At 67.6% G+C, this 22,395-nt stretch carries 19 protein-coding genes; 11 read left to right on the forward strand and 8 right to left on the reverse strand.

Annotation, left to right across the window (positions count from 1 at the left end; translation table 11 throughout):
* Positions 1-434: 434 nt before the first annotated feature.
* A complete protein-coding gene (locus ACO6D6_RS06265; RefSeq protein WP_484784163.1) occupies positions 435-1,658 on the forward strand; it encodes an MFS transporter in 1,224 nt (407 codons plus the stop codon).
* Positions 1,659-1,757: 99 nt separating this feature from the next.
* Here ACO6D6_RS06265 and purB read toward each other — a convergent pair whose 3' ends face one another.
* Positions 1,758-3,188, reverse strand: coding sequence for an adenylosuccinate lyase (gene purB, locus ACO6D6_RS06270; RefSeq protein ID WP_484784165.1), 1,431 nt, complete (start codon positions 3,186-3,188; stop codon positions 1,758-1,760).
* 319 nt (positions 3,189-3,507) lie between these two features.
* On the reverse strand, positions 3,508-4,734 hold the full coding sequence (purD, locus tag ACO6D6_RS06275; RefSeq protein WP_484784167.1) for a phosphoribosylamine--glycine ligase: 1,227 nt from the start codon (positions 4,732-4,734) through the stop codon (positions 3,508-3,510).
* A gap of 195 nt (positions 4,735-4,929) precedes the next feature.
* On the opposite strand from purD, the gene ACO6D6_RS06280 reads away from it, so the two are divergent.
* The 3 genes from ACO6D6_RS06280 (at position 4,930) to ACO6D6_RS06290 (ending at position 8,443) form a co-directional block, all read left to right on the forward strand.
* Positions 4,930-6,672 carry a WD40 repeat domain-containing protein gene (locus ACO6D6_RS06280; RefSeq protein WP_484784168.1) on the forward strand — a complete coding sequence of 581 codons (1,743 nt, stop codon included), beginning with the start codon at positions 4,930-4,932 and terminating at the stop codon, positions 6,670-6,672.
* Between the two features lie 118 nt (positions 6,673-6,790).
* The gene (locus tag ACO6D6_RS06285) at positions 6,791-7,768 is read left to right on the forward strand and encodes a WD40 repeat domain-containing protein (RefSeq protein WP_484784169.1); all 978 of its coding nucleotides are present in this window, start codon (positions 6,791-6,793) and stop codon (positions 7,766-7,768) included.
* A gap of 168 nt (positions 7,769-7,936) precedes the next feature.
* On the forward strand, positions 7,937-8,443 hold the full coding sequence (locus ACO6D6_RS06290) for an EXLDI protein (protein ID WP_484784170.1): 507 nt from the start codon (positions 7,937-7,939) through the stop codon (positions 8,441-8,443).
* A gap of 177 nt (positions 8,444-8,620) precedes the next feature.
* Here the strand turns inward: ACO6D6_RS06290 and ACO6D6_RS06295 are convergent, their stop codons facing one another.
* The 4 genes from ACO6D6_RS06295 to ACO6D6_RS06310 all read right to left on the reverse strand — a co-directional run bounded on the left by ACO6D6_RS06295 (position 8,621) and on the right by ACO6D6_RS06310 (position 11,860).
* Complete coding sequence (locus ACO6D6_RS06295; protein WP_484784172.1) at positions 8,621-8,983, reverse strand: DUF488 domain-containing protein; 363 nt, start codon at positions 8,981-8,983, stop codon at positions 8,621-8,623.
* Between the two features lie 4 nt (positions 8,984-8,987).
* Positions 8,988-10,277, reverse strand: a complete 1,290-nt coding sequence (locus tag ACO6D6_RS06300) for an ATP-binding protein (RefSeq protein ID WP_484784173.1) — start codon at positions 10,275-10,277, stop codon at positions 8,988-8,990.
* A gap of 93 nt (positions 10,278-10,370) precedes the next feature.
* Positions 10,371-10,565, reverse strand: a complete 195-nt coding sequence (locus ACO6D6_RS06305; protein ID WP_484784175.1) for a YdeI/OmpD-associated family protein — start codon at positions 10,563-10,565, stop codon at positions 10,371-10,373.
* 11 nt (positions 10,566-10,576) lie between these two features.
* Positions 10,577-11,860 (reverse strand): adenylosuccinate synthase, encoded by a 1,284-nt coding sequence (locus ACO6D6_RS06310; protein WP_484784177.1) that lies wholly within the window; start codon positions 11,858-11,860, stop codon positions 10,577-10,579.
* A gap of 215 nt (positions 11,861-12,075) precedes the next feature.
* Between ACO6D6_RS06310 and dhaK the strand changes: the two genes are divergently transcribed.
* From dhaK to typA, 7 genes are all read left to right on the forward strand, one after another.
* Entirely contained in the window at positions 12,076-13,071 is a 996-nt protein-coding gene (dhaK, locus tag ACO6D6_RS06315) for a dihydroxyacetone kinase subunit DhaK (RefSeq protein WP_484784179.1), read from the forward strand.
* Positions 13,071-13,691 (forward strand): dihydroxyacetone kinase subunit DhaL, encoded by a 621-nt coding sequence (dhaL, locus tag ACO6D6_RS06320; RefSeq protein ID WP_484784181.1) that lies wholly within the window; start codon positions 13,071-13,073, stop codon positions 13,689-13,691. The genes dhaK and dhaL overlap by 1 nt, the downstream gene beginning before the upstream one ends.
* Positions 13,692-13,694: 3 nt before the next feature.
* The gene (gene ptsP, locus ACO6D6_RS06325; protein WP_484784183.1) at positions 13,695-16,097 is read left to right on the forward strand and encodes a phosphoenolpyruvate--protein phosphotransferase; all 2,403 of its coding nucleotides are present in this window, start codon (positions 13,695-13,697) and stop codon (positions 16,095-16,097) included.
* 79 nt (positions 16,098-16,176) lie between these two features.
* A complete protein-coding gene (locus ACO6D6_RS06330; RefSeq protein ID WP_484784185.1) occupies positions 16,177-16,956 on the forward strand; it encodes a hypothetical protein in 780 nt (259 codons plus the stop codon).
* Between the two features lie 129 nt (positions 16,957-17,085).
* Positions 17,086-17,823: a hypothetical protein gene (locus tag ACO6D6_RS06335; RefSeq protein WP_484784186.1), complete on the forward strand. Its 738-nt coding sequence runs from the start codon at positions 17,086-17,088 to the stop codon at positions 17,821-17,823.
* Positions 17,824-18,157: 334 nt separating this feature from the next.
* Positions 18,158-18,859 carry a hypothetical protein gene (locus ACO6D6_RS06340; protein ID WP_484784187.1) on the forward strand — a complete coding sequence of 234 codons (702 nt, stop codon included), beginning with the start codon at positions 18,158-18,160 and terminating at the stop codon, positions 18,857-18,859.
* Positions 18,860-18,975: 116 nt separating this feature from the next.
* Positions 18,976-20,826 carry a translational GTPase TypA gene (gene typA / locus ACO6D6_RS06345; RefSeq protein ID WP_484784188.1) on the forward strand — a complete coding sequence of 617 codons (1,851 nt, stop codon included), beginning with the start codon at positions 18,976-18,978 and terminating at the stop codon, positions 20,824-20,826.
* A gap of 114 nt (positions 20,827-20,940) precedes the next feature.
* Here typA and ACO6D6_RS06350 read toward each other — a convergent pair whose 3' ends face one another.
* Together ACO6D6_RS06350 and ACO6D6_RS06355 are read right to left on the reverse strand one after the other, a co-directional pair.
* Complete coding sequence (locus ACO6D6_RS06350; RefSeq protein WP_484784189.1) at positions 20,941-21,834, reverse strand: DUF4862 family protein; 894 nt, start codon at positions 21,832-21,834, stop codon at positions 20,941-20,943.
* A 106-nt stretch (positions 21,835-21,940) separates the two neighbouring features.
* On the reverse strand, positions 21,941-22,366 hold the full coding sequence (locus ACO6D6_RS06355; RefSeq protein WP_484784191.1) for a hypothetical protein: 426 nt from the start codon (positions 22,364-22,366) through the stop codon (positions 21,941-21,943).
* Between the last annotated feature and the right edge of the window lie 29 nt (positions 22,367-22,395).

Consider the following 22,395-nt stretch of genomic DNA (forward strand, 5'->3'; position numbering starts at 1 on the left):
GCTGCCGGATGGGTTTCCGGAACGGGGGTGTATCAGTTCACACGGGTCAAGGATCTGGTCACGGTCAAGGCTTGTGGTAGCATTCACGGCAGCGGTTTGTTTTTCTCCTGAGATTCTTTGCGGTGGAACACTTTGATTGTCTCAGATCGGACAAGTCACCCCCACGCCCCCTCGGGGCAAAACGTTACTTGGGGAAATTCAAAAAACCCCGTGAATAAGCCCCAAGGACGCAACATCATGGATTGAACACCGACTGCAATCAAACCAGGCTTCATTCCACAATCGGATACCGCACCCCGAACGAAGCCCATCAGGAATGGAGACAAACCGAGACGGCAGCCTAAACCACAATCCAAGTTTTCGCCACCCTCCACAAAACCTATAGCAGTTCGGCTTGAAGAGGACGTGAACATGCCGAGAGCATCGGAACCTTCGTGAGGAACCTCGAATACCGCAAGCTGTGGGTCGGGAACGCAGCATCCAATCTCAGCGATGGACTGGTATTCATCGCCATGCCCCTGATTGCTACTGCACTGAGCAAAGATCCGTTGACCGTCTCCGGTTTGACTGTTGCCTACACGGTTCCCCGAATCGGTGCGGTGCTCGGTATCGGCGTCATGATCGACCGTTTTGATCGCCGTCATCTGCTGTACATGGCGAATCTCTTGCGATTCCTCGCCTACGGCGCCCTCGCCATCCTGTTGGTCAAAGGTGCCGTGAATATATCCCTTCTCTACGTCATCTACGCCGCGGTGGCGCTGGTCGAGGCCACATCCGACACGGCAGTGTTCTCTGTGCTCCCGTCAATCATCCCTGCCAAGGAACTCGACCGGGCAAACTCGCAGATCACCGGCACTCAGCTCGTCATTGATGAATTCGTTGGGCCCCCGTTGGGAGGCTTCCTGTTCGCGGTGACCGCCGCACTGCCCATTGGGGCTAGTTCCTTTGCCTGCGGCGTCGCCTCCCTGGCCTTCTTCCTCCTACGGGGACCGCACCGAGGCAGTGAGATGGGCACGGAACGTACATCCATCTGGAACGATCTGAGTACGGGCCTGGCGTGGCTCCGCAGGAACGAGATCGTTGCTGGCCTGGTCGCGATCAATGGGCTAGCGAGCGTCGCCTACAGCCTGCCGTTCTCGTTCCTCGTTGTCTTCGCTCAACGCATCCTTGGGCTGGACAGTGGAGGCTACGGACTCATGATGTCTTTCTCGGCGTTGGGCGGGCTTCTAGGAAGCTTCGTTTCGCCGCGGCTCCGTAAGCAATTCGGGTACGGCACCAGCATCGTCCTGGCTCTGTTTCTGGGGGCTGCCTCGATCACCATCTGCGGAGCCACTTCGAACACCTTCGTCGCAGCCGTAGCGATGGCCGCATACATCTGTCATGCGGTGGTCTGGAGTGTGCTCGCCGGCTCGGTTCGACAGAAGATCATTCCGCAGGACCTGTTGGGACGAATCGGGTCTGTGGGACGGTTGCTGAGCTATCTCGGCCTTGCGACCGGGGCTGCTGCGGGTGGGTGGATGGCTGCGACACTGGATCTGCGGGTCCCGTTCTACGTGTCCGGGCTGTGTTTCCTGGGCTGCGTGGCGATTTCGGTTCGTCTCCACGGCGCGATCCGCGCCTGGGAGAGCGCTCAAGACGAGACGGCCGTCACGGAATGAGGCTCAATCACAGGCGGCACATCGATCGGTAAAACCCATGGTCAGAGCGCGGTTGAGGGTGGCTGCGAATGAACTTCCCTGAATGCGGGGTTCTTCCCCTTACAGCACGGCTCCCGGGCGGTAGGCGGCCGCCTCCGGATGGGTCGCCGTGATTTCCGCGACCTCCTCCGCGATCCGCGCCACCTGCGACCCTGCGGTGCCCGCCAGGTCGAGGGGATCGGTGACCAGCGCGCCCAGTTCGTCGCGGGTCAGCCTGAGGCGGGGATCGGCGGCGAGGCGGTCGAGGAGGTCATTGATCCTCATGCCGTGGCGCATCTCCAGCGCGACGGCGACCGCGTGTTCCTTGATGACCTCGTGGGCCTCCTCGCGACCCACTCCCCTGCGCACCGCCGCCATCAGCACCTTCGTGGTGGTCAGGAAGGGCAGATAGCGGTCCAGTTCGGCGGCGATCACCTCAGGGAAGGCCCCGAAGTCGGCGAGCACGGTGAGGAAGGTCTCGAACAGTCCGTCGAGCGCGAAGAATGCGTCGGGCAGCGCCACCCGCCGCACCACCGAGCAGGAGACGTCGCCCTCGTTCCACTGGTCCCCGGCCAGCTCACCGATCATGGAGACGTGGCCGCGCAGGATCACCGACAGCCCGTTGACGCGCTCACAGGAGCGGGTGTTCATCTTGTGGGGCATGGCGGAGCTGCCGACCTGTCCCTCCTTGAACCCCTCCGTGACCAGTTCGAGACCCGCCATCAGGCGGATGGTGGTGGCCACGTTCGACGGGGCCGCGGAGGTCTGCGCCAGGGCGGTGACGACGTCGTAGTCGAGGCTGCGCGGATACACCTGTCCCGTGGAGGTGAGAACGGCCTCGAAACCCAGCTCGGAGGTGACCCGGCGTTCCAGCTCGGCCAGCCTGCCGGCGTCGCCGCCGAGGAGGTCGAGCATGTCCTGGGCGGTTCCGACCGGCCCCTTGATCCCGCGCGCCGGGTAGCGGGCGATGAGCTCCTCCAGTCTCCGGTACGCCACCAGCAGTTCGTCGGCGGCGGTGGCGAACCGCTTGCCCAGGGTGGTGATCTGGGCCGCGACGTTGTGGGAGCGACCGGTCAGCGGCTGATCGGCCCATGCGACGGCCAGCCGGGCCAGCTGCGCCAGGGCGGCGACGACGCGGTCGCGGATCACGCGAAGCGAGGACAGGACCTGGTACTGCTCGATGTTCTCGGTGAGGTCTCGCGAGGTCATGCCCTTGTGGACGTGTTCGTGGCCGGCGAGGGCGTTGAACTCCTCGATCCGCGCCTTGACGTCGTGGCGGGTGACGCGTTCGCGGGCCGCAATGGATTCGAGGTCCACCTCTTCGACGACCGCCTCGTAGGCGGCGATCACCTCGTCGGCCTCGGCGCCCCCGAAGTCGACACCCAGGTCGCGTTGGGCGCGCAACACCGCCAGCCAGAGCCGCCGCTCGGCGACCACCTTCGCCTCGGGCGCCCAGATGGCGCGCATCTGCGCGGAGGCGTAACGGGTGGCCAGCACATTGGGAACGCTCATGCGGGCAACTCTATTGGCTCCACCGCATTTCTCCCGATTTCCGAGGTTCCGTGGGGCGATGGGCCCCTTGAACCCGGTTGAGCCGGATCGCGAGCCCCCTCCCGAAGCTGGTTGAGCCAGCATGTGAGCGAAGCGAACGGCTGAGTCGAAACCACCACTGGCGCCCGGTCGGCAAACCCGACCACAAGACCCTAGACACCCTCACCATGGTTTCGACACGCCCCACTCGCTGACGCTCGCAGGCCGGCTCACCAACTTCAAGGTAAAGCCTCGCGGGCCGGTCCAACCGACTCTGGGGAGGGTTCTGCCCGCGGGTCTTTCAGTGCGGGATGCCGATGTCGGTGCGGTGGAAGCCGTCGGGGAAATCCACCTGCGACAGGTGGTCGTAGGCGCGACCGCGGGCCTGGTCGAGGTCCTCTCCCAGCCCGACGATTCCCAGCACGCGTCCCCCAGCGGCGACGAGACCGTCGTCTGCCGATGCGGTTCCGGCGTGCAGGGTCCATGCGCGGTCGGTGTCGGCGGGCAGGTCGATGCTTCCTCCCCCGACCGGGGTGCCCGGGTAGCCCTGCGCCGCCTCGACGACCACCACTGCGGCGCCGTCACGCCACCGCAGCGGCGGCAGGCCGGCCAGTTCACCGCGGGCCGCGGCGCGCAGCACACCGGCGAGGGGGGTTTCCAGCAGCGCCAGGACGGCCTGGGTCTCGGGGTCGCCGAACCGGACGTTGAACTCCACCACCCGCACCCCGCGAGCGGTCAACGCCAGCCCTGCGTACAGCAGCCCCACGAACGGTGTGCCGCGGCGGCTCATCTCCGTCAGCGTCGGGTCGATCACCTGGGCCATGACCTCCTCGACGAGCCCGTCCGGCGCCCACGGCAGCGGGCAGTAGGCCCCCATGCCGCCGGTGTTGGGGCCGGCATCACCGTCACCGACGCGTTTGAAGTCCTGGGCGGGCAGCAGCGGCACCGCGGTGACGCCGTCGCAGATCGCGAACAACGACACCTCCGGTCCGTCGAGGAACTCCTCGATCACCACTTTCCCACAGGCCTCGGCGTGCGCCAGGGCGGCGGTGCGGTCGGGGGTGACGACGACCCCCTTGCCGGCCGCCAGGCCGTCGTTCTTGACGACGTAGGGCGGACCGTAGGCGTCGAGGGCGGCGGCGGCCTCACCGGGCGTCGCGCACACACGGGCATCGGCGGTCGGCACCCCGGCGGTGCGCATCACGTCCTTGGCGAAGGCCTTGGAGCCCTCCAGTTCGGCGGCCGCCGCGGACGGGCCGAAGCAGTCGATCCCTGCTTCCCGGACGGCATCGGCCACCCCCGCGACCAAGGGCGCCTCCGGTCCCACGACCACCAGGTCGGCCCCGATCCGACGTGCCAGCGCGACCACGGCCGCGGGGTCGGAGGGTTCGACGGCGTGCAGGGTCCCGATCGCGGCCAACCCGGGATTCCCGGGGGCGGCGTGCAGCTGGACGGAGGGATCGGCGATGAGGGCGCGGCCCAGGGCGTGTTCACGCCCACCGGAGCCGAGAAGCAGAACAGTGGTCACAACCCGAGCCTAGGCCCTGTTCCGGAAGTCATGCCCGACTGCGGCACGCCGGGTCGGGCGAACCGGCATTCGTGCCGTCGTCATCGACACGGTTCCCAGGCATGTCAGGCGTTCGGCCGACAGTGAAACGCCGTCGCTGAGCCGGGGTCTCGATATAACCTATGATCACCGGCCACCAGAGGCACGAGGAGCCAGATGAGCATCCACCCGGGATCGACTGCACATCTCGCCATGCACGCCGCCATCTCCCCTGACGAGGAGGTGACGCTTCCCGCCCGGTCGGGGGTTCAGACGTGGCTGCAGGAACTGGCCGAGAACGAACTCGTCATGGACTGCATCAATCCACGCGAGCTGACCCAGCGGATCATGCAGGACGCCTTCGGGCGGTACTCGTTGCCGCCCCGGGTCTCGGGGATGCTGGCCGCCAGTCATCTGCTGCGCGACGCGGACCCGCAGGACCGGCAGGGCATCCGGCAGCTCGCCACCGCCTGGTTCACGTCCATGCCCCCGAGTGCCGTCGACGAGTCCACCTGGTTCGTCCGGCAGGCCGTTCGGCGCCCCCAGACCCCACATCTGACGTTGGTGGGAAACACCGGGGAGGTCACCGAACTCTCCAGGTGCAACGCCCGCGACGGCCGCACCCTGCTCGTCTCCGAGAGCAACGACGCCGCCACGCGGCGCTGGGATCCCGGCACCGGCGAGGAAACCGACGAACCCGTCGACTCCCCCCTGTCGGGCATCTCCGCCAGACGCGAGGCCACGTTCACCAACGCCTACGGCCGGACGCTGCTGGCGGTTCCCGACGGCAACAACGTCAAGATCACGGACCGCGCCACCGGCGAGGAGGTCGGGGTTCCACTGCGCGGCCACGGTTTCCAGGTGACGGCCGTGTCCTCCTTCTACGGCCCCGCCGGCCGTCCGCTGCTGGCCTCCGCCTCCCGCGACCACACCATCCGGATCTGGGACCCGGCCTCCAAGTCCCGTCCGGCGGCCAGATCCGTCGAGCAGCTGGACGAGATGCAGGTGGTCACCTGGTTCACGGCCCCCGACGGATCGCCACGGGTCGGCACCATCCGGAACACCTACGACGACGTCCTCCAGATCTGGGAAACCGACACGGGCCAGTGGGTCGGGGAGTTGAACGCCCGCCCCGGGCAGCCGTGGACCGAGGCCCGCAGCGTCCGGTTCACCACCCGGCGGGGCGACCAGATGCTCGCGGTCGCGGAGCAGGAGTCCCTGCGGATCTGGGACCTCGGTTCGGAGCAGCTCGCCGGTGAACCCCTCACCGGGCACGCCGCACGCATCAACGACGTCCTGGCCTGGACCACCCCGTTCGGGGAGATCCGGCTGGCCACCGCCAGCAGCGACGGCAGCATCCGGCTCTGGGATCCGGTCAACGGCACCCAGGCCGGCCGGTCACTCACGGGCCATGTCGGACCGGTCAGGGCCCTGTGCACCTTCAACACCCGTCACGGCGACGCCTGGTTGGCCTCCGTCGGTGACGAGGGCGCCATCCGCATCTGGGACCCCGACGTGGGGCGGCCGATCGGCAGGCCCCTGAAAGGACCGTCCTGCCCGATGACCTGCGTGGTCGCCTTCTCCGCGGCAAACGGTGAACCCCGGCTGGTCACCACCGGGGACGATTGCATCGTCCGCGTCTGGGACCCGGGCAACGGACGGCAGCTGGGTCGGCTCAGCAACGGCGAGGAGAATCTCTGCGATGTCGTGCTGGTGGGAACGAACCGGGAGGGCCGCACACGTCTGGTCACCTCGGGGCTGGACCGTTCCATCAGGTTCTGGGACATCGCGACCGGCAGGATGACCTACGCCATGCACGCCCTGGACTACGCCGAGACCATCGTCTCGTTCCGCCACGGAGACCTGGCCGTGAGCCTCGACGACGGCTGGGCGTTGCTGAGGCTGCCACCGGAGGTCTGAGCATCGCATCCGTTTTGTCGGTGGTGCCGGGTACTGTTCAGGCCATGATCGACCTGCATGCCCGCTCCGGGGGACACCGAACGAGACGCGACGCCGCGAACCCGGGAGGCTGAATCCGATGCGTCGGTTCCCGAGGAAGTTCGTCGCCGCCACCACCCTGGGGATGTTGACCCTGGCCCGGCTCAGGCAGGCGCGAAGACGCGGTCCGGTCAGGGCCATCACGACGTTCACCACGCCGGACGGCAAACCACGGGTGGTCACGCTCGGGCGTGGTCGTTTCGTCTGTGTCTGGGATGCCGTTTCGGGACGCCGGTTGCGCAGGTTGCCGGTCAGTGACGGCCCCGTTCACGCGGCCGCCTTCACGTCGAGCACCGGGGCTCCCCGGCTGGCGGTGCTCACGAACAACCGGAGCATCCAGTTCTGGGATCCAGAGACGGAAGACCGGGTCGGTGAGCTACAGGTCGGTGAAACGACCCCGGGTTCCCGGTTGACGACGTGGTGCACCCCGTCGGGCCGGCCGCGGGTCGCGATCATCCGCGGCGACGTCGGAATCCGCGTCCTCGATCCAGAGGCCGGGGAAGAGGACGGGATGCCGCTGATCGGCCACGAGGGCGCGGCCACCGACCTCACCACCTGGCGCACCCCCGACGGCCAGCTGCGGCTGGCATCCAGCGGAGACGGTGTCACCCTGCTGTGGGATCCGGAGACCGGGCGCAGGGTGGGCCGACTGGAGGGTCCCCGCGAATGGCTGAGCAGCGTCACCGCCCACACGGCCCCGGAACGAACCCTGCTGGTGGTGATCGACAAGGACGGCGGATACACGCTCTGGGACCCGGACGCCGAGCAGCAGGTCGCCTCCCACCGGCTTCCGGTGGGGCTTGCACCGGGGCTGGCGGTGCCGCTGCCCCGCCTGCGCATCGCCACGGGGCATCGCGACGGCACGGTCCGGGTGACGGATCCCGCGACGGGGGATCAGCTCCACGAGACCCGTTTCAGGAGACCGGTGCGGGCCATCGCGGCTCTTCCCGACGGGGTGGCGGTCGGCCTGGACATTGGTTGGAGGACGGTGCGGCTCGCCGAGGACAGCACGACGTGAATCACATCGTCCGGCCGGATGGCGCCCCGGGAGCCGGTCTCGACGACGGCTGGGTGATCATCCGGGTGCCCGCATGAACCCCGTCGATGCCTTCACCTGAGGTCGGTCGCAACGTCCGTCCCGGCAGTTCATTACCTTGGTTAGTATACGTATGCATATACTCACCCCATGCCAAGAAGGACCATCTACGTCTCGGACAACGACCAGGAACTCTTCGAACAGGCCGCTCAGGAGGCCGGGGGTCTGTCCCCCGCCATCGCGATAGCACTGCGAGAGTACATGGCCAGGGCGAAACTGCGCCACGAGGGGATGGATGCCATCGACTTGACCATCGACGAACACGGCGTCAGCCACACGGTTCGTTTCACCGGCCGGAAACTGTTCCGTCTCGCGGAAAAGGTGGAAAACGGGGTCCGTGTCCGGTTCGTCTACATCACCAAGCAGGGCCGGTACGCCGTCCACGAGAAGATCACGGCCGACCCGGAGGACTGGGAGGGGCAGGGAGAGCGCCTGTGGCGTGATCCCGTCACCTGGACCCGCAGCTTCTGGCTGCGCAGCGACCGGACCCTCGACATCTTCGACACGCTCGACCAGTTGCGCGAGAAGGACCCGGAACTGGCCGACCGGATCGCAGTGGCCCAGGAGGTCCCGGCGTTCAAGGAGCTCGACATCTAGAGACCTTTCACGAAAACCGACGGCGCCATGGGGTCGCGGCGATGGTGGGGTCCGATCCGCGAGTACCCCGCCCCGAAAGAAATCCAGCCCACCTGGGTGCCGCCGCCGAACAGCTCAGGCAAACACTCCGGGCCGGTCCCGGCTCCGCAATAAGCACACGAGCGGCTGTTCCTCACCTCATGAGGCGATCTGAGGATCGCGCAGAACCTCCTGCAACACCACCGCCTGGTTGATGCTCGGGTCGTGGGCCGCGTACAGCAGCGTCACCACCGGCCGGTTGGTCAGCCGTTCCGCCAGGGCCGCGGCTGCACCGGAGGCCGCCAGTTCGGCGCGGTAGCGGGCCTTGAACTCCCCGAACCGGGCCGGGTCGTGTCCGAAGTCGCGCCGCGCCTCGGTGCTCGGCGCCACGTCCTTGCACCACTCGTCCAGGTGCGCGGCCTCCTTCGAGATCCCGCGCGGCCAGAGCCGGTCGACGAGGACGCGGTAGCCGTCCGCGTCGGCGGGTTCCTCGTAGATGCGTTTGACGCGCCAGGTCGTCATGGTCTCATCCTCCGCCGGAAGCCGGATCCTTCAAGACGTAGTGGAATCCGCGGCCCTTCCGGTGGGCCCACGCGGGCTGCACCACCCCGGTTCGTTCCAGCTTCTGGATCAGCGGGACCGCCCCCGCCGCCGATATCCCGAGGATCGATCCCAGCTCCGTGGTGGACAACCTGCCCCGCGACTGCACGTAGCTGCGCGCCACGGCCTGCCTGTCGCGTCCGGGCATGGCGAGTTTCAGCCGGTCGTACAATTCCGTCATCCCCTCCCGGGCCGGCGGGGACAGGGTCCACACATCGGTGCTCTCGGGCGGCACACCGGCGACCGGGACGAGCAGCGGGGTCCCGGAAACCTCGATTTTTCCCAGTCTCCTCAGCAGGGGGCGGGCCAGCAGCTCCGGGGTGTGGGTGATCCTGGCTGCGGTCCTGACGTCGATCCAGCGGTGATCCGCCACCCGCCGCAGCAGCAACAACAACCGGTGATCCTCCAGTTCCCGTGGCCACCCGAGCCCGGTGATCCAGAGCCGCCAGGCCGGGTCGGGTGGGCGACCACCCAGAAGCACTTCGACGCTGCTGCCCTCGACCTCCCGGAAGGTGGGGGCGGGTTGGCCGTTGCCGATCAACTCGGTGACCATCCTGCCGACCCCCGCACCCCGGTTCTCCACCAGCCCCAGGGGTTTCATGAGTTTCATCAGCTCCGGGTTCCGGGGGAAAGGCGACCGGGAGAAGATGTTGTACTCCCCGAATCCCCTGACGAACCCCCCGGGACTGCGCACCCGCAGCGCCCCGAAGCGATGTTCCTGTTCCACCTCGGTGGCGTGCGTGGCCACCCAGTCCCGGTGCGCCACCCCGTTGACGACGGCCTCCCGGGCAGCCAGCGCGCTCAGCGCCGGGGCGGTCTTCTCCTCCACCCGGTCGGGCATCTGAACCTCGGGGTTGTTGTCGCGGACCGCATCGAGCACCAGGGTCAGCTGCTCCAGAACCGAGAGTTCCGCACCCGGCCGCAACTCCTTGTGTCCTCCCCGCAACCGGTACTCGATGACCGAGTGGCCGGTACCAACGAACAGCAACCATGCCGCGTTGGTGAGCAGCCCGTCGTCACCGAACGCACCCAGGCGCTGCAGGAGTTCGGCGTCGGAGGACGACGCAAACCCACGGGCCCGCTCGTCCCCGGCTTCCTCAAGGTACTTCCTGGCCAGTTGCAGGGCCTCGGGACGCACCGATTCCGCACCGGCGCCGGATGACTGCCCGGACCAGTTCAGTTTCGCGCGTTTCCTACGAGTTCCCACCGAGGCCATGCCCAATACTCACCTAACTTTCAGGCAGATCCGGGGAACCGCAACCCCTCCGACCCCAAACTGGCCCAAAAGCCGACACAATCTTGGGGCGGATCAGTTTCCCAGGAGTTTCTCCCTCAGCTGGGTCACGCGGCGCTGTTTGGTCTCGGGACGCTTCGCGTCGTCGATGCTCCTGATCCATTCCCGTTGATGGCTGGGAGGAAGTTTTTTCCAGGCTGCCAGCAGCTCCCCGTCGCCGGTAAGAGCCGCCTCCAGCGGCGGTGGGACGATGCTCGGGGTGGCGTTCATGGCAGGTCCTCTCACAATAGGTCGTTGATGATGATGCTCTGTTCGCGTCCCGGACCGACCCCGATCCCGGAGATGCGGCAACCGATCAGCTCCTCCAAGCGTTTCACGTAGGCGCGGCAGTTCGCGGGCAGTTCCCCGAAATCGCGGCAGGCCGAGATGTCCTCGCTCCAGCCGGGCAGTTCCTCGTAGACCGGTGTGGCGTGGTGGAAGTCCGACTGGGTGACGGGCATCACGTCGTGGCGTGTCCCGTCGACGTCGTAGGCCACACAAACCGGGATCTTCTCCCAGCCGGACAGGACATCCAGTTTGGTGAGGAAGACATCGGTGAAGCCGTTGATCTTCGCGGCCTGTTCCACCACGAGCGCGTCGAACCAGCCGCAGCGACGCGGCCTGCCCGTCGTGGCCCCGAACTCGCCGCCGTCGCGGCGCAGCCGGTCGCCGTCCTCGTCGTGCAGCTCGGTGGGGAACGGCCCTTCACCGACGCGGGTGGTGTAGGCCTTCGCGATGCCGATGGCCCGGTCGATGCGGGTGGGGCCGACACCCGCCCCCGTGCATGCTCCCGCTGCGATCGGGTTCGACGAGGTCACATAGGGGTAGGTGCCGTGGTCGACGTCCAGGTGGTGCGCCTGGGCCCCCTCGAACAGCACCACCTCGCCGCGGTCGAGGGCGTCGTTGATGAAACGTCCCGAGTCGATGACGTGCGGCCGGATGGCATCGGCGTGCGCCAGCAGCGCATCGACGATCGCGTCGGCCTCGATGGGACGGCGGTTGTAGACCTTGACCAGCAGCTGGTTCTTCTGGTCGAGGGCCGCCTCGACCTTCTGCCGCAGGATCGGTTCGTCGAAGATGTCCTGGATGCGCACCCCCATCCGGTTGACCTTGTCGGAGTAGGCGGGACCGACGCCACGTCCGGTGGTGCCGATGCGCCGCTTGCCCAGGAAACGTTCGGTGACCTTGTCGAGAACCTTGTGGTACTCGGTGATGATGTGGGCGTTGGCGCTGATCAGCGGGTGCGGCACCTCGATCCCGCGGGAGACGAGGGTCTGCAGCTCCTCGGCGAACACGTCGAGGTCCACCACCACGCCGTTGCCGATCACGGTCGTGGTGCCGGGGTTGAGGATCCCGGATGGCAGCAGGTGCATGACGAAGGTCTCACCCCCGACCACGAGGGTGTGGCCCGCGTTGTTGCCTCCCGAATAGCGCACACACAGGTCGACGCGATCCCCCAGCTGATCGGTTGCTTTGCCCTTGCCCTCGTCGCCCCACTGGGCTCCGACCACGACAACACCCGGCATTGGTTTCCTCCAAGACGTGAAGCAAGCCCCAGCAAAGCCGGGGCCTTACCGCCGTATCCTACCCACACCGGCACCACAACCCCAGCTGGGAGTTGTCGCAGCAGCGCCTCCTCTCCCGGCACGATCGTGCAATATTCACGCTCTCTGCTTGAACCGCAAGTGGTTTCGCGCGAGCATCAGAGGCAAACGGTCCGCAACGAAGCAGGAGCACCCCGATGAAGAAACTGATCAACTCGCCAGACGACGTGATCGCGGAAGCCCTCAGAGGCATCGATGCTGCCGACGAGAACGTCCGGGTCGATCACGAGAACCGCGTGATCTTCCGCGCCGAGCCCACCCGCGCCGGGAAGGTCGCGGTGATCTCGGGGGGTGGTTCCGGCCACGAACCGCTGCACGGCGGTTTCGTCGGGGTCGGGATGCTGGATGCGGCCTGCGCGGGTCAGGTGTTCACCTCCCCCACCCCCGACCAGATGCTGGCGGCCACCGTCGGCACGGATGCGGGAGCGGGTGTGCTGCACGTCGTGAAGAACTACACCGGCGACGTCATGAACTTCGAGATGGCCGCGGAACTGGCCGCCGAGCAGGGGGTGCGCGTCGAGACGGTGGTGGTTGCCGACGACGTCGCGGTGGAGGATTCGCTCTACACCGCGGGGCGCCGCGGGGTCGGGTTGACGGTGTTGCTGGAGAAGATCGTCGGCGCAGCGGCCGAGGAGGGCCGGGATCTGGATGCGGTGGTCGCGGTGGCGAAGAAGGTCATCGAGAACGGCCGTTCCATGGGCATGGCGCTGACCTCCTGCACCGTCCCCGCCGCGGGAAGACCCACCTTCGACCTGCCCGAGGACCAGATGGAGATCGGCATCGGCATCCACGGCGAACCGGGCAGGCACCGCGAGCCGCTGACCGGCGCGAAGGACATCGCCCGCCAGCTGGTGGAGCCGATCCTCGCGGACCACGACTTCGCCGGCTCGGAGACCATCGTCATGGTCAACGGCATGGGCGGCACCCCGCTCATCGAGCTGTACCTGATGTACGGGGAGGTCAAGGCCCTCCTCGACGCCGCCGGGGTTCGGGTGGTGCGCAACCTGGTGGGCAACTACATCACCAGCCTGGACATGGCGGGATGCTCCGTCACCGTCCTGAAGGCCGACGATGAGCTGCTGGCCCTGTGGGACGCACCCGTCAGGACGGCGGGGCTGCGGTGGGGACTGTGATGCTCACCCACGAGCAGTGCGTGGCCTGGCTGCGCGCCTTCGCCGCCCTGATCGACGACAACATGGAGTTCCTCACCGACCTCGACGCGGCCATCGGCGACGCCGATCACGGCACCAACATGGCGCGCGGCGCGACGGCGGCCCTGAGCAAACTCGGCGACACCATCCCCCTCGGGTCGATGTTCAAATCCGTCGGCATGGCCCTGGTCAGCACCGTCGGAGGGTCCGCCGGGCCGCTGTACGGCACCTTTTTCATGAAATTCGGGGCGAAGCTGGGTGGCGTGGAGGACGTGTCCCTGCACACCTTCGCGGCCGCCCTGAAGGCCGGACGGGACGGTGTGGTCGCACGCGGCAAGGCGGCCGTCGGCGAGAAAACCATGATCGACGCCATGACCCCCGCGGTCGAGGCCTTCGAGTCGCATGTCACTGACGGCCCGCTGGTGGCCGCCGAGGCGGCCTCGGCGGCAGCGCAACAGGGCCGGGACGCCACCATCCCGCTGGTGGCGAAGAAGGGGCGCGCCTCCTACCTGGGGGAGCGTTCCGCCGGGCACCAGGACCCGGGCGCCACATCCACCGCCTACCTGTTCGAGGCCCTCGTGACCGCCGTCAAGGGGGGCTGACCCGTGGCTCTGGTCGGGCTCGTCGTCGTCTCCCACTCCCGGGCCCTCGCCGAGGCCGCGGTGGAGTTGTCGCTGCAGATGGTGCACGGAACCCGGCCGGAGATCGTGGTCGCCGCCGGGACCCCGGACGGGGGGTTCGGCACGGACGCCACCCAGGTGGCGGACGCACTCCGGGCCGCCGACCGGGGCGCCGGGGTGGTGGTTCTGATGGACCTGGGCTCCGCGGTGCTGAGCGCCGAGTTCGCCCTGGACCTGGTCGAGGATGTGAACGCAATCCTGGTCGCGGCCCCATTCGTCGAGGGTCTGCTGGCCGCCACGGTGCGCGCCGCCACAGGTGGCACCCTCGAGGAGGTGGCCGACGAGGCCCGTGCCGCGCTCGGCCCGAAACTTGCGGCCTTGGGGCTGGACCTCCCGGCGGATGCGGAACCGCCCGAGGAGTCCGGTGAGGTGCCGTGGGTGGCCGACGCGGAGACCCGGGTCACGCTCCCGAACGCATCCGGCCTGCACGCCCGGCCCGCCGCCCTGCTGGTGGCGGAGGCCGGGCGTTTCGACGCCGAGGTGCGGCTTCGCTGCCACGGCGTGGAGGGCGGGGCGTCCTCGCCGATCGCCCTGGCCACCTTGAACGCCCGGAAGGGCGACGAGGTGTGGATCGGGGCGCGTGGCCCGCAGGCCGCCGACGCGGTGGCGGCCCTGGAGTCGTTGATCACGGATGGGTTCGGGGAGTCCGCGGGGATCCCGGAAGCGACCGTCGCGGCGCCGGCCGGTCCGCAGGGGGTCAGCCCGGGCCGGGTCGTGGGCATTGCCCGGTTGATGTCGGCCCCACTGGTCGACCCCCCGGCCGAGGCCCGCCCGCAGCCGTCGCAGCTGCCCGGCGAGAAGACCCGCCTGGCGACCGCGCTGGAGGAGGTCGCCGCCGGCTACGAGGCGAGGGCCACGTCCTCTGCCGGCGAGGCCGCCCAGATCATGCGGGCCACCGCCACCCTGACCCGCGACCCCGAGCTGCTCCGGTCCGCTCAGGCCCTGATCGATGCCCTCGGCGTGGGGGCGGCGACGGCGATGTGGCGGGCCGCCAACGACGTCGTGGCACGTCTGAAGGATGCGGGCGGGCTCCTGGCGGAACGCACCACCGACATCACCGACATCCGCGACCGCGTCGTATGCCACCTGACGGGCCGCCCCATGCCGGGCCTCCCGGATTCCGAGGAACCCTTCGTGCTGGTGGCCCACGACCTGGCGCCCTCCGACACCGCCACCCTCGAACGGGAACGCTGTCTCGGCATCGTCACGGCGGGGGGCGGCCCAACCGCCCACACCTCGGTTCTGGCCCGCAGCATGGGTATCCCGGCGGTGGTTGGTTTCCGTGACGCGCTCGCGATTCCCGACGGGGCCGAGGTGCTGGTTGACGGGACCTCGGGTGAGGTGATCGTCTCCCCCGACCGGGTTCAGCGCACCGGCGCCCGCACCACACCCAGTCCCCTTGAGCCGTTGAGCGCCCCCGGTGTGACCCGTGACGGTGTTCCCGTGCCGCTGCTGGCCAACGTGGGTTCCGTCGCCGAGGCGCGGGCCGCGGTGAAGGCGGGGGCCGAGGGGATAGGTCTTTTCCGCACCGAGATCTGCTTCCTCGACGCCGATGTGGAGCCGGATCCAGAACAGCAGTTCACCATCTACCGCGACACCCTGGCGCAGTTCGCGGGACGCCGCGTGGTGGTGCGCACCCTGGACGCGGGCAGCGACAAACCGATGCCCTTCCTCACCATCCCCGGTGAGGGGAACCCGGCGCTGGGTGTACGCGGCTACCGCACCGCCGCCCGCCGCCCCGGGGTGCTCGCCCAACAGCTGGAGGCCATCGCCAGGGCGTCCCGGGAAAGCGGCGCCGAGACCTGGGTGATGGCGCCCATGATCTCCACCCCCGCCGAGGCCGCGGAATTCGCGGGGCTGGCCCGCGACACGGGATTGGGGACGGTCGGGGTGATGGTGGAGATCCCCTCGGCCGCGCTCCAGGCGGAGGAGATCCTCGCCGAGGTGGATTTCGTCAGCATCGGCACCAACGACCTCGCCCAGTACGCGATGGCGACCGACCGTCAGGCACCGGGGCTGGGTGGGCTCCAGGACCCGTGGCAGCCAGCCGTGCTGCGGCTCCTCGGCATGGTTGGCCACGCGGGAAGATGCGCGGGCAAACCGGTGGGGGTCTGTGGGGAGGCCGCGGCCGATCCCGCACTGGCTGCGGTGCTGGTCGGGCTCGGGGTGACGTCGCTGTCCATGGCCCTGCGCGCACTGGAACCGGTGCGTCGCGCCCTGGCCCGGGTCACCGTCGAGGACTGCCGCCGGGCCGCCGAGGCAGCGCTCGCTTCCGGCGATCCCGCTGCCGCCAGGGAGAGTGTTTCCCGTATCCTGTCCACAGAGTGAAACGATCCAGATTGACGGAGCGGACCACCTCCGCACCACACCATTCGTGGCCGCAAATCCCCGGACTGAAGGAACTCCGATGAGCCAACGCATCTCCACCGTCGTGATCACATCCTTGGCCGCCCTCACCCTCGGTCTGAGCGCCTGCTCGAACACCGCCCCCTCCCCCGCCGAGGCCACTTCCTCCCCCGCCGAGGCCACTTCCTCCCCCGCTGAGACCACTTCCTCCCCCGCTCCCGAACCGACACAGTCGAAACCCGAGGACGCGGCCCCCACGGATCCGGCGGCCCTCAAAGCCGAACTGTCCTCCAAGCTCCTGATCGGCCAGGTGGCCGGTTTCACCCTCGCCCAGGTGCGGGTGCACGAGGACGCCAGCAGTCCGTTCCCCGACCTGGAGAACCCCTACTACGACAGCGACATCGAGGCCACGATTGATCCCGCCGGCTGTGAGGCCACCGGTATCGAGCAGCTAGTCGTGGGCTCCGAGGGGGAGGTCGAGAACGAGAATGTCCGGGTCGCGCTGGGCACCGGCACGTCCTCCCCCCGGAAGCACGAGGAGTACACGCGAAGGTGCGCCGAGATCACCAACCGCCTCGGCGACACGGACGCCCTGACGAACATCCAGACACAGCAGATCCCCACCATTGACGGCGCCACCGATGTCGTCGCGACGACGACCTACCACGGTTTCTCCGGCACGGATGGCGACGCGGGCTTCTCCACCTACCTGGTCACCGGCAACGTCGGTGACATCAACGTCACGGTCCAGGCACACCCAGTATCCGCCACGGGCAAGGAGGCGTCCCTCGACACCGCCGTGAAGATCTTCGAGGCCCAGGTCAAGAAACTCAACGGCTGAGATCCGGCCCCGGCCCCGAGGCGACCTGCGGATACGAGCCCTCCGCAGGTCGTCCTCCGCTTCTCCCGGGGCCGGGGACCCACCGGGATGCGATGATGCCCGGCCCATTCCCAATCGCAAGGAGGATTCATGTTCCGTCACGTTTCCGCCATCGCAATCACCTTGTTGACGGTCCTCGCCCTGGGGTCCTGCTCGGGGGCCTCATCCACCAACCGGCAGACGACACCCCCGCAGCAGGATTCCCGGGCCTCACAGGCCACCGGAAGCCTCGAAGCGACCGCGTCCCCGAGCCCTGCCGACGCGTCCTCGTCCTCCGGTTCCGCCCTGTCCGCCAAACTCCTGACAGGCCCGGTCGCCGGTGTCGAACTCCAGGAAATCGACCGGATCATGCTTCCACACGACATAGAAAGCATCTTCGGTCACTGCGGGGACTGCGAGGTCGATCCCCCCGAATGCCTCACGACCGGCCTCGGATCTCCCGAGGTGGCCTCCCAGGCAAAAGACGACGTCACAACCGCCACGGTCATGCTGGGCTCCGACACGTCCTCCCCCGGAAAACACAGGGAGTACGCGCAGAGGTGCCCCTCCGCCAGCGGAACCGCCGGTTCAGCGCCCTTCACCATGAACGTGGAGTTGCTGCCGGAACCTGATGTCGAGGGCGCCAGCGACGTCGTCGCGACGACGACCATCTGGCACGACGACGGTGCAAGTACGACGGGAACCACCCCACGGCTGATCGTCATCGACGGCAATGTCGGTGACATCAACGTCGTGGTTCGTACGCGCCTGTCATCAGACGACCCGGGTTCTTCCGCCGAGGTGGCAAAGGAAATTTTCAAGGCCCAGGTCAAGAAACTAAACGGCTGACCCCGCGCCCCGGCCCGGCCCCGGCGCGACCCGTCCGGGCCGGGTCGTGGGACACCATGTCCCATCGGTTCGAGGAGCACCGGCTCGGCTCTGCCGTGTGAGGCGGCCGGCATCGAGAAACTCGCTGTGGGATCCCAGGCGCAAAACCGGACACGAGATCTTCGCGGTCGCTTTGAACAGCGGCGTCATGCCTCCCGCAAGACACCGGCAACACGCGGGAAACACCCGAGGTCAACAGCCCCGTAGACGGGCCGTCTGTGCCGTAAATGCCAGGAGTTGACCTCGGCGGGTGCGACACTGGGGTCGTTCGTTGAACCAATCGCGAGGATTAACCATGTTCCGTCGTTTCCCCCATATCGCAGCTGCTTCGCTGGCCGCCCTCACCATCGGCTTGAGCGCATGTTCGGGTTCCACACCCGCCGAGCAGCAGACAGGGTCGCAGGACTCGAAGACCTCCGAGACCACTCAGAACTCCGCCGCCCCCGCTCAGAAGAAAGAGGCTGATCCCGATCTGGCCTCCAAGATCCTGACCGGTGAGGTCGCGGGGGTGACTCTCAAGGAGATGTCCGAGATCCCGGACTTGGACAGCATTGCCAAGGGTGCCGATGCCCAAATCGAACCCGCCGAGTGCTTCAGCACGAGTATCACGCAACTCGTGGCGGGCGCCTCGGGGGTCACCCAGACCGGGGGCGCGTCGCTCCTGCTGAGCTCCGATTCCGAAGCCCCCGGCAAGTACAAAGAATACGCGCAGAAGTGCTCCTCGATCAGTGGAACCGCGGCCGGAAACCCCTTCAAGCAGAGCATCGAGATGCAGCAGGCGCCCGCAGTCGAGGGCGTGAACGACCTCGTCGCAGTGATAGTCACCTCCGATTCCACCTTCGGCGGCAAACCGGTGAAAACCAAGGGCTACCTGCTGATCGGCAGCATCAATGGCAACACCATCATTACCCAGTCGCTGAATCTCAACGACAAAGAACCCCCCTCGGAAATCATTACAGAAATTTTCAAGGCCCAGGTCGAGAAACTCAAGGGCTGATTCCTCCTCTTCCCGGCCCCGGGCGCGATCCGCCCGGGGCCGTTTCGTGCCAAAACACTGGTTCCCGGGGCGTACACTGTCCCGCGGCCCTGCCACCGAACCTCCTAGGAGCCCGTATGCCCATTCGTCATGACCTGCGCAACGTTGCGATCGTCGCCCACGTCGACCACGGGAAGACGACGCTCGTCGACGCCATGCTGTGGCAGTCGGGTGCCTTCCGGGAGGGCGCCGACGTCAACAAGCGGGTCATGGACTCCATGGACCTGGAACGCGAGAAGGGCATCACGATCCTGGCGAAGAACACCGCCGTGCGGCACCGGATGCCCGACGGCCGGGAGGTGACCGTCAACATCATCGACACCCCCGGTCACGCCGACTTCGGCGGTGAGGTGGAGCGGGGCCTGGAGATGGTCGACGGCGTGGTGCTGCTGGTCGACGCCTCCGAGGGGCCGCTGCCGCAGACCCGGTTCGTGCTGCGCAAAGCCTTGGCGAAGAAGCTGCCGCTGATCGTCGTGGTAAACAAGGTGGACCGTGCCGACGCCCGGATCTCCGCGGTGGTGGACGAGACCTACGACCTGTTCATGGATCTGCTCGACGACGACGCCTCCGACGCGCTGGACTTCCCGATCGTCTACGCCTCCGCGAAGGCGGGGCGCGCATCCCTGAACCAGCCCGCCGACTCCGAGATGCCGGACTCGCCGAACCTGGAACCGTTGTTCGAGACGATCCTGGAACACGTGCCCGCACCCTCCTACGAGGAGGGCGCCACCCTCCAGGCGCACGTGACGAACCTGGACGCCTCCCCCTACCTGGGAAGGCTGGCGCTGTGCCGGGTGGTGGCGGGTGAACTGAAACGCGGCCAGCAGGTGGCGTGGTGCCGCCACGACGGCAGCGTCCAGAACGTGAAACTCACCGAGCTGCTGGTCACCGAGGCCCTGGAACGCGTCCCGGCCGAATCCGCCGGTCCCGGCGACATCGTCGCCATCGCCGGCATCCCGGAGATCACCATCGGAGAGACCCTTTCCGATCCCGAAGACCCGAAACCGCTGCCGCTGATCCACGTCGACGAACCGTCGATCTCCATGACCATCGGCATCAACACCTCCCCGCTGGCGGGCAGGTCGGGCAAGCACCTGACCGCTCGGCTGGTGAAGGCACGGCTGGAGCAGGAACTGATCGGCAACGTCTCGATCCGGGTGAAACCGACCGACCGTCCCGACACCTGGGAGGTGCAGGGCCGCGGCGAGCTGCAGCTGGCGGTGCTGGTGGAGATGATGCGGCGCGAGGGTTTCGAATTGACCGTCGGCAAACCGCAGGTGGTGACGAAGATCATCGACGGGAAGGTGCACGAACCGATCGAGCGCCTCACGATCGACGCCCCCGAGGAGTTCGTCGGTGTGACCACACAGCTGATGGGGTTGCGGCGCGGCCGCATGGAGCAGATGGTCAACCACGGCACCGGCTGGGTGCGGATGGAGTTCCTGGTTCCGGCGCGCGGCCTGATCGGGTTCCGCACCGAGTTCCTGACCGAGACCCGCGGCACCGGGATCATGAACCACGTCGCGGAGGGCTACGAACCGTGGGCCGGGGATTTCCGCACCCGCCCGACGAGTTCCCTGGTGGCCGACCGCACCGGGGTGGTCACCTCCTACGCGCTGTTCAACCTGCAGGAGCGGGGCATCTTGTTCGTTGGCCCGGGGGCCGAGGTCTACGAGGGCATGATCGTCGGCGAGAATCCCCGCCCCGAGGACATGGACGTCAACCCCACCAAGGAGAAGAAACTCACCAACGTGCGTTCCTCCACGGGTGAGGAGCTGGAACGCCTCATCCCGCCGCGCCTGATGTCGATGGAACAGCAACTCGAGTTCTGCGCCGCCGATGAGTGCCTGGAGGTCACCCCCGCGGTGGTGCGGATCCGCAAGGTGGTGCTGGGACAGAAGGACCGCGCCCGCCTGAAGCGCGGCTGACCAGCCCCTTCCCAAGTTGGTTGAGCCAGCACCTGAGCTTCCTGTCCTGAAACTGGAAGATTTTCGAGTCTGCTCAATCCGCTTCGGGGCGGGAGGTTTCGACGCTGACCGCGGTCAGTCCTGGGGTTTCAGCAGATCGACCACGGAGGCCACGACCTTGAGCCGGGCCTCGACGTCGGCCTCGGCCGGGGCCTTGACCCTCGCCCCCAGGTAGGCGACCCGGTCCCCTGCAAGGGCCAGGCACTCGGTCACGCGCTGCGGGGTCATCAAGGATGCGGGCTCGTCGGTGGACAGGGGCAGTTGGAGGTCGGCCCACGCCCTCCCCCAGCGGGTGTCGACGGCCGCGACCCCGGAGAAGATCAGGCCGCGCAGCCGCTCGGCCTCGGCGAGGATCTCGACGTGCTGGCGCGGGCGGTTGGGGTTCTGCCATTCGAGGGCGGAACCACCCCAGTTGATCGCGAATCCGCATTCATCCGCGACGGCGAGTTCGGTGATGAGACTCAGGAATCGTTTGTCCCCGGGAAAAATCGGCGAATAGGCGTCGCAGTGCTCAATCACGATCTCCGCCAGGAATCCGTCATCGGCTTCCAGATCGGCCAGGGAACGCCGAAAGGCGTCGGCCGATGCCCTGACCCCCGGGGCCGAATGGATGTGAACAAAAGAAACGGTTTCCTCCCCGGTCAGCTGGTTCAGTTCCTCGGCTGCGCGACGCACACCGGTGACCCATTCGACCGCCGCCCGACGCCCCTCGTCGTCGTTGGATGCCAGCCCGAAGGAGGGTTCCTCCGCGAACCGTTTCATCGTGCCGGGGAGGGCCGTGACGACGCCGCGGTGGAACCGGCCACGCACTTGGGCGACGAACCAGTCCGGGTCCTCGTGAATGGAATCCGTGAAAGGAATTTCGAGAGCGGTGGCCAGGTTTCGTTCCGCCAGTTCCGCGTAGAATTTTTCCTGGTCTTCTTTTTCGAACGGCATTGCCGCGTAGGCGCCGACGATGATCTCCGGCATTGGTTCCTCCCCCTCATCATGAACAGCCCGAAGGCTACATCACCCAACTGATCGGGAGCAGCATCGGAGGGGGCGTTTCCACGCCATTTCAGCCAGCTTTGAGAGGTCAACGAAGCAGCAGCACCGCCCCCGCCCACAGGGTCGCCCACAGCAGGCTGGCAAGGGTTCCTATGATGAACCGCTCCCCCTTGGCGGCGTCGGGGGTGCGCAGCTCCGGGTAGCGACCGAACCCCTTGACCGCCATCACAACCGCAATCCCGGCGGGAAACCCGGCGACTATGCAAGCGTAGGTTGCGGCGCGTTCGAGCAACCCGAGCCAGCGTCCCCCGGGCAGCTCTTTCCCGGCCCTGACCAGCCTGAGGTCTATCAGCTCCGGACCGCCCTCCCCCGCCTCGGCGGCCTCACGCCGCAAGGCCTCGCGGCGGGTCTGCCAGTCCACCAGCCGGAACAGCCCGCGCACCACCGGCGTGCCCGCCAGTGTCGCCAGCAGGAATCCCAGCACCACCACCCCGGCCCACGAGTACGTTTCCATGACACCAGCCTCCCACCCGCCACCGACAT

It is taken from the genome of Arachnia sp. (genome assembly GCF_057238465.1).